Source organism: Evansella tamaricis, assembly GCF_019042215.1.
Lineage (GTDB): Bacteria > Bacillota > Bacilli > Bacillales > Salisediminibacteriaceae > Evansella > Evansella tamaricis.
The window spans coordinates 21,876-27,902 of the sequence record NZ_JAHQCS010000039.1 but is presented as its reverse complement, the minus strand read 5'-3'; the positions used below and the strand labels follow the sequence as shown (position 1 = coordinate 27,902).

Below are 6,027 nucleotides of genomic sequence, written 5' to 3'. Positions count from 1 at the left end.
TGGGGAATAAAACCACTTCCCCACTCGTCACCAAGGTTACATATTCTTCCTTAACTTACTTTTTTTCCACCCACAAACATTTTACTCTAACAATAGTATTAATTAAGTGAAAAATTATTTTATTATGAATTTCATGGGATCTATGCGTTTACTAATAATACTCTTTAACTCCATCCTCCTAATTGTTTCATGTGAAACATCTCCATGTGGCTTTTGTCCTTTTCAAAATTTAAATTTTTCTAATCCCCTATTTTATTTCACAAAAAAACACAGTAGCTCCGTCACTACTGTGTTTAATAAATATTTACTATTCTGTTACATATGGCAATAAAGCCATTGTACGTGAACGCTTAATAGCTCGAGTTAATTGACGTTGGTATTTTGCAGAAGTACCAGTCACTCGACGAGGAAGAATTTTTCCACGTTCAGAAATAAACTTCTTCAAAAGGTCCGTATCTTTGTAGTCAATTTTAGTAATCTTATTTACCGTAAAGTAACATACTTTACGACGTTTTGGACGACCACGACGTGCCATGAGAACCCCTCCTTCTTAGTTTTTAATTGTTGGATATTATATATTAGAATGGAAGGTCATCGTCACTAATGTCGATCGGTTTTCCATCATTTGCGAATGGATCGTCATTATTCGGTCTGGATGAACCTCCTTGGAAACCTTGATTGCTTTGACCTGAATTACCTTGGTTTCCTTGGTTATACCCTTGTCCAGGTCCTTGGTTCGGAGGATTTTGATAACCGCTGTTGCCTTGTCCTTGTCCGTAATTCCCACCAGGTTGTTGGTTAGGATTTCCACCAGATGCTCCTCTAGGTTCTAAGAATTGAACTGATTCTGCAACGACTTCCGTAACAAAGACTCGTCGACCCTCATTATTATCATAGCTTCGTGTTTGTATACGTCCATCTACCCCAGCAAGACTGCCTTTTTTGAGATAGTTAGCCACGTTTTCAGCTGGCTTTCTCCAAACAACACAATTTATAAAATCAGCTTCCCTCTCACCTTGCTGGTTTGAGAATGGACGGTTGACAGCTAGTGTGAAAGTTGCAACTGCTACACCACTTGCAGTATAACGTAATTCTGGATCTTTTGTTAATCGACCGACTAACACAACACGGTTCATCATCCGAAATTCCTCCCCGGAATGTGGTCTTATCTATCTTAGTTATATCTAATTTATTCGTCGTCACGAACGACAATATGTCTTAAGACGTTGTCATTGATTCTGATCAGTCGGTTGAATTCGTCAATTGCTTCAGATGGAGCATTTACGTGAAGTAACACGTAAAATCCTTCTCTAAAATCATTGATTTCGTAAGCTAAACGACGCTTACCTTTTTCCTCAACGTTCTCGACTTCTGCGCCATTGTCCGATAAAATCTTAGTAAAACGCTCAACTACTTCTTTCGTAGCTGCCTCTTCAAGATTAGGGCGTACAATGTACATGATTTCATATTTGCGCATGTTTCGTCACCTCCTTTTGGTCTAAGGCTCCTTTTCGGTAGAAAGGAGCAAGGAGCAAAGTTTTAATTCTGTGCTCGCAATTGACAATTATAGCAGATAATACAATGATATACAAGATACGATTATCGATATTTCCATTATTAATTGAAAAAAATCCCGCAAGTGTTAATTACGAGACTGTTTCTGCATTTATTGGCTCTTTTCGTAAACTTTGTTACTTTTTGAGAGAATCTTAGAGAATTGTATGCCGGCTACTCCAGCAGTTACAGCGAAGGCCTCTTTAATATAAAAACAACTTTTTCAGTTTCCTCGAACAGCGAGGTGAAGACCGTGCAGACACTGTTTTCGTCGAGGAGGCTGTTTCTTTCAGTTCTAGCAAATTCCTGTAAAGTATCCTTCAAAACCTATTGCCGTTTATTAGACGTAGTATCCGTCCGCTCCCGCGCATAAAAAGACACTGCAAGTACGACACATGGCATTGTACCTTCTGTGAAAAAATCCGCCTGTAGTGTATCCAAGCAAAAGTTTTGCTTTATGAACAACAATCTATGCGAAAAAACCTATTAATTACACATTAAAACGGAAATGAATAACATCCCCATCTTGAACTATATATTCTTTTCCCTCTAAACGTACTTTTCCATTTTCTTTTGCAACAGACATGGTACCTGCTGTTATTAAGTCATCAAATGAAACAACCTCTGCACGAATAAACCCACGTTCAAAGTCAGTGTGAATTACTCCTGCAGCTTGTGGAGCTTTCGTTCCCTTCCGAATTGTCCATGCCCTGACTTCTTGCTTTCCTGCTGTGAAATAAGTTTCAAGTCCCAGTAAACTATAAGCTGCCTTTATTAGTTGATCAAGTCCTGATTCCTCAATTCCTAAGTCATTAAGAAATTCTTCTTTTTCTTCCCCTTCTAATTCCGCAATTTCAGATTCAATCTTTGCACATACTACAATTACTTCAGAACCCTCTGTTAGGGCAAAATCCTTTACTTTTGCAACATATGGATTTTGGTCTGCGTCAAGGATCTCATCTTCACTGACATTCGCAACATATAAAACTGGTTTCCAAGTTAACAAATGAAGACCTTTAGCAATTTTTATTTGTTCTGTACTTAACTCAACACTTCGGGCGGGCATTTCGTTTTCAAATGCTTCACGAAACTTATCAAGAACTTCAAACTCTGCCATTGCATCTTTATCTTTTTGTTTCGCCATTTTCTCTACTCTTCCAATTCTTTTTTCCACCGTTTCCATATCTGCCAGAATTAATTCAAGATTAATGACTTGTATATCACGTATTGGGTCCACACTCCCCGATACATGGGTTATGTTTTCATCCTCAAAGCATCGTACTACGTGGGAAATAGCATCCACTTGACGTATATGAGACAGAAATTTATTCCCCAAGCCTTCTCCTTTACTTGCTCCTTCTACGATCCCTGCAATATCCGTAAATTCAAATGCTGTTGGTACTGTTTTCTGAGGTTCTACCAGTTCCGTTAATTTATTCAGTCGATAATCAGGAACTTCAACAATTCCCACATTCGGATCTATGGTACAAAATGGATAGTTCGCAGATTCAGCACCTGCTTGTGTTATTGCATTAAATAACGTAGATTTCCCCACATTTGGTAAACCTACTATTCCCGTTGTTAAAGCCATGTTTACATGCTCCTTTACTCTAAAAACTTAAGTATGCTTAAAAGTATTTAAAAGTTAGATTCGTCCATTAAACTTTCTATCCAATTATAGTTTTAGTACATAAAAAAAACAAGGTTCTCTGTTAGACTCCTTGTCTATTTCTTTATTTAAAACTGAAGCACTTAAAAATTCCTTTAGTATGTTTGATTTTCAAATTCTTGTAAAACATCTAAAGGAGAACATTGTTTACCTAAGTGGAAATAGACCAAGGGCTTAAAATCACAAGTGTAAGGCAGTGCTTCTTTTCTACTAGCATCGCTCTGTATAAAGTCCGTTCATCGGGCAGAACGCCACGTCCTGTGGCATGCCCGATATTAAGACGTCCTGTCCGTCGAGGCAACTCGAAGCATATTCGAAGGGCAGCATCTCTCGCGTGCTGCCACTGAAGTAAACGCTCGTTGGACAACGAATTCGAAGAAGTAGTTAGAAGTCCGCTCTTTGACTTCAGTTGTCACTTCCTAAGTGGCTTAGGGACTGTAAAAGTGGAAAAGCACCACTTTTTCAGTTCCCTTGCGAGTAGGCGCTAAATTTAAACAGAGAAAAGAAGACTTAAGCTTCCTATAATAAAGACTTTCTTCAATGTGAGAAACGAAAGTAATTTAATGCCTACCATTCGCTCTGGAAAAATACTTCGCTTCGGTTGTGTATTGTTCCCATTCTCAGTTAAACACTATAATATTGTCCGAACCTCTACTTAATCATTTTTTTCATCGGTGATTATCCTTCTCTTAAAAACTCTTGATTCGCAAATATTCTTTAAAGACTACAGATTTTCAAGTCGTTATAATTTTTTATTAATCAGTATCAATAATTCGCTTCATTTTCTTAGAGAATTCTTTTCTCGGGAGCATGACACTATGGGAGCAACCTAGACACTTAATTCTTATATCCATTCCCATCCTAATAATTTGCCATTTGTTAACTCCACATGGATGGGGTTTTTTCATCTCTACAACACTATGTAATTCAAACTGTTCCCCCATTGCTATTCATCCCTTCTATTTCATTTTGGGTACTTTTATCTGAAGAAAATTATACTACATTATTTCGATTCCGTCTTGAGAATCAATTACTTCAAACTAATTCCTACGCTATTTAGGTCTTTATCGAACTGTTAAATCTGTTTATAATTGGATGTAATATAATTGAGGCCAAAATATATAAATTTAATACACCATATAAAGGATATAAAATACTAATCAATTGTGCAAAACCAAACGTTGTTAAGGGGATCATCAGTAATAGTAGAAAGAAGGAAAGCAACCAAAATGGCATTTTAAAATATTCATAAAATCGAGTGCATAATCCTAGTATCCCTGATGCAGCTGTAGTGTAGATTGCGGCCCACAAAAGTCCTGTCATAACTAATACCATAAAATATGGGTAATGCTTTAATATTGCAAAAAGAGGTATTTCATAAAGCATTACTTCATTTGAAACTTTTAATAGTGATTCATTATATAATAAGGAAATAGAGCCTAATAAAAATGCACTTCCCCCACTGGCGATCCACATCTCTCCCCGATGTTTTATTTTATTACCAATAGCACCGATCACAGCAACTAATGGAAGAATATTTAATGCTGTGAACGTAAATGCCGCGGGCCAATTCCTTTGATTTCGGAGATCAATTTCTAACGAAAAACCGGTTGTCCATTGAAAGACAGTAAGTGTCCCAACCAAAAATACAATTAGTATAGGAATAATAAAGGCATTCATGGATGTCATACCATTTATTCCCCAAATAAAAAGCAGAATTAATAAGGAACATAGAATCACAACACCATACCAATATGGAATATGTAAAACTTCTAAAGTTGCCCCACCTCCAGCTATCATGACAACTGTTACAGAAAATAAATACAGTATTATCATCGCATCGTAAAGTCTTGTGAGTTGATGTCCCATCAATTCTTTCAAGACAGGTTTATAATGTTCCGATTCCTTTTGAAAACTGATATTCATAATAACATAAGTACATATAAAAAAAAGTACACTAAACAAGATGATTCCAAATGTACTTTCTGTTCCAAAAAATTCCCATAGTTCTCTTCCTGAAGCATATCCTGCTCCAATCATTGTCCCAATTATTAAAAACATCCATTTAACCCCTGATATAATCATAGTTTGACCCCTCTTTTTTCATTTTTGAAGTATAGATTAATAAAAGAATCCGTATACTATTACTATTATTTATGAAAAGAGGGTTGTATGATGCTTTCTGGACAACTTTTTCAACAAAATAAAAATGAATCCTTCCGTTTCCATATGAATCAAAGCCTTGTAACAAATGAAATCGCAAAAAAAATCTACCGATTCCTCCCAAAGACTGAGACAAGAGAAATTGTCGTCGTGTGTATTGGAACGGATCGTTCAACAGGAGATAGTTTAGGTCCTATAGTTGGAACGAAATTAAGTGAAAGACACTTTAATGATTTTTCTATTTTTGGAACACTCCAAAATCCTGTTCATGCTAAAAATCTTGCTGATACTATGACTAAAATAAATAGTAGTTTTGACAACCCTTTTATAATAGGAATTGATGCTTGCCTTGGGCGATCTTCCAGTGTTGGGTATATTACTATTGCCAAAGGACCTGTTAAACCAGGTACAGCAGTCAACAAACAGCTTCCCGCTGTAGGTGAAATGCATATCACAGGTATTGTAAACGTAAATGGGTTTATGGAGATGATGGTACTCCAAAACACTCGTCTCTCCTTGGTTATGGACATGGCAGAGATCATTTCAAGATCAATAGCCAGATCTGCTAGATGGTTAAAAACAAAACCACAATGGTTGCAATCATCTTTACAAAAAGAAATGGTATAACATACTCTGAAGTA

The 6,027-nt window shown here is 36.6% G+C and carries 8 protein-coding genes; 1 reads left to right on the top strand and 7 read right to left on the bottom strand.

Features of this window, described 5'->3' with window-relative positions:
- Positions 1 to 307: 307 nt before the first annotated feature.
- The 7 genes from rpsR to KS419_RS02560 all read right to left on the bottom strand — a co-directional run bounded on the left by rpsR (position 308) and on the right by KS419_RS02560 (position 5,308).
- Positions 308 to 535, bottom strand: a complete 228-nt coding sequence (gene rpsR / locus KS419_RS02590; RefSeq protein WP_217064525.1) for a 30S ribosomal protein S18 — start codon at positions 533 to 535, stop codon at positions 308 to 310.
- Between the two features lie 43 nt (positions 536 to 578).
- On the bottom strand, positions 579 to 1,139 hold the full coding sequence (gene ssb, locus KS419_RS02585; protein ID WP_217064524.1) for a single-stranded DNA-binding protein: 561 nt from the start codon (positions 1,137 to 1,139) through the stop codon (positions 579 to 581).
- A gap of 50 nt (positions 1,140 to 1,189) precedes the next feature.
- Positions 1,190 to 1,477: a 30S ribosomal protein S6 gene (rpsF, locus tag KS419_RS02580; protein ID WP_217064522.1), complete on the bottom strand. Its 288-nt coding sequence runs from the start codon at positions 1,475 to 1,477 to the stop codon at positions 1,190 to 1,192.
- A 567-nt stretch (positions 1,478 to 2,044) separates the two neighbouring features.
- Positions 2,045 to 3,145, bottom strand: coding sequence for a redox-regulated ATPase YchF (gene ychF, locus KS419_RS02575; protein WP_217064521.1), 1,101 nt, complete (start codon positions 3,143 to 3,145; stop codon positions 2,045 to 2,047).
- A 229-nt stretch (positions 3,146 to 3,374) separates the two neighbouring features.
- Positions 3,375 to 3,524: a hypothetical protein gene (locus KS419_RS02570; protein ID WP_217064520.1), complete on the bottom strand. Its 150-nt coding sequence runs from the start codon at positions 3,522 to 3,524 to the stop codon at positions 3,375 to 3,377.
- Positions 3,525 to 3,978: 454 nt separating this feature from the next.
- Positions 3,979 to 4,167: a DUF951 domain-containing protein gene (locus tag KS419_RS02565; protein ID WP_217064518.1), complete on the bottom strand. Its 189-nt coding sequence runs from the start codon at positions 4,165 to 4,167 to the stop codon at positions 3,979 to 3,981.
- Between the two features lie 112 nt (positions 4,168 to 4,279).
- On the bottom strand, positions 4,280 to 5,308 hold the full coding sequence (locus KS419_RS02560; RefSeq protein WP_217064517.1) for a YkvI family membrane protein: 1,029 nt from the start codon (positions 5,306 to 5,308) through the stop codon (positions 4,280 to 4,282).
- 90 nt (positions 5,309 to 5,398) lie between these two features.
- Here KS419_RS02560 and yyaC point away from each other — a divergent pair, with 90 nt between their 5' ends.
- The gene (yyaC, locus tag KS419_RS02555; protein ID WP_217064516.1) at positions 5,399 to 6,013 is read left to right on the top strand and encodes a spore protease YyaC; all 615 of its coding nucleotides are present in this window, start codon (positions 5,399 to 5,401) and stop codon (positions 6,011 to 6,013) included.
- Positions 6,014 to 6,027 lie beyond the last annotated feature (14 nt).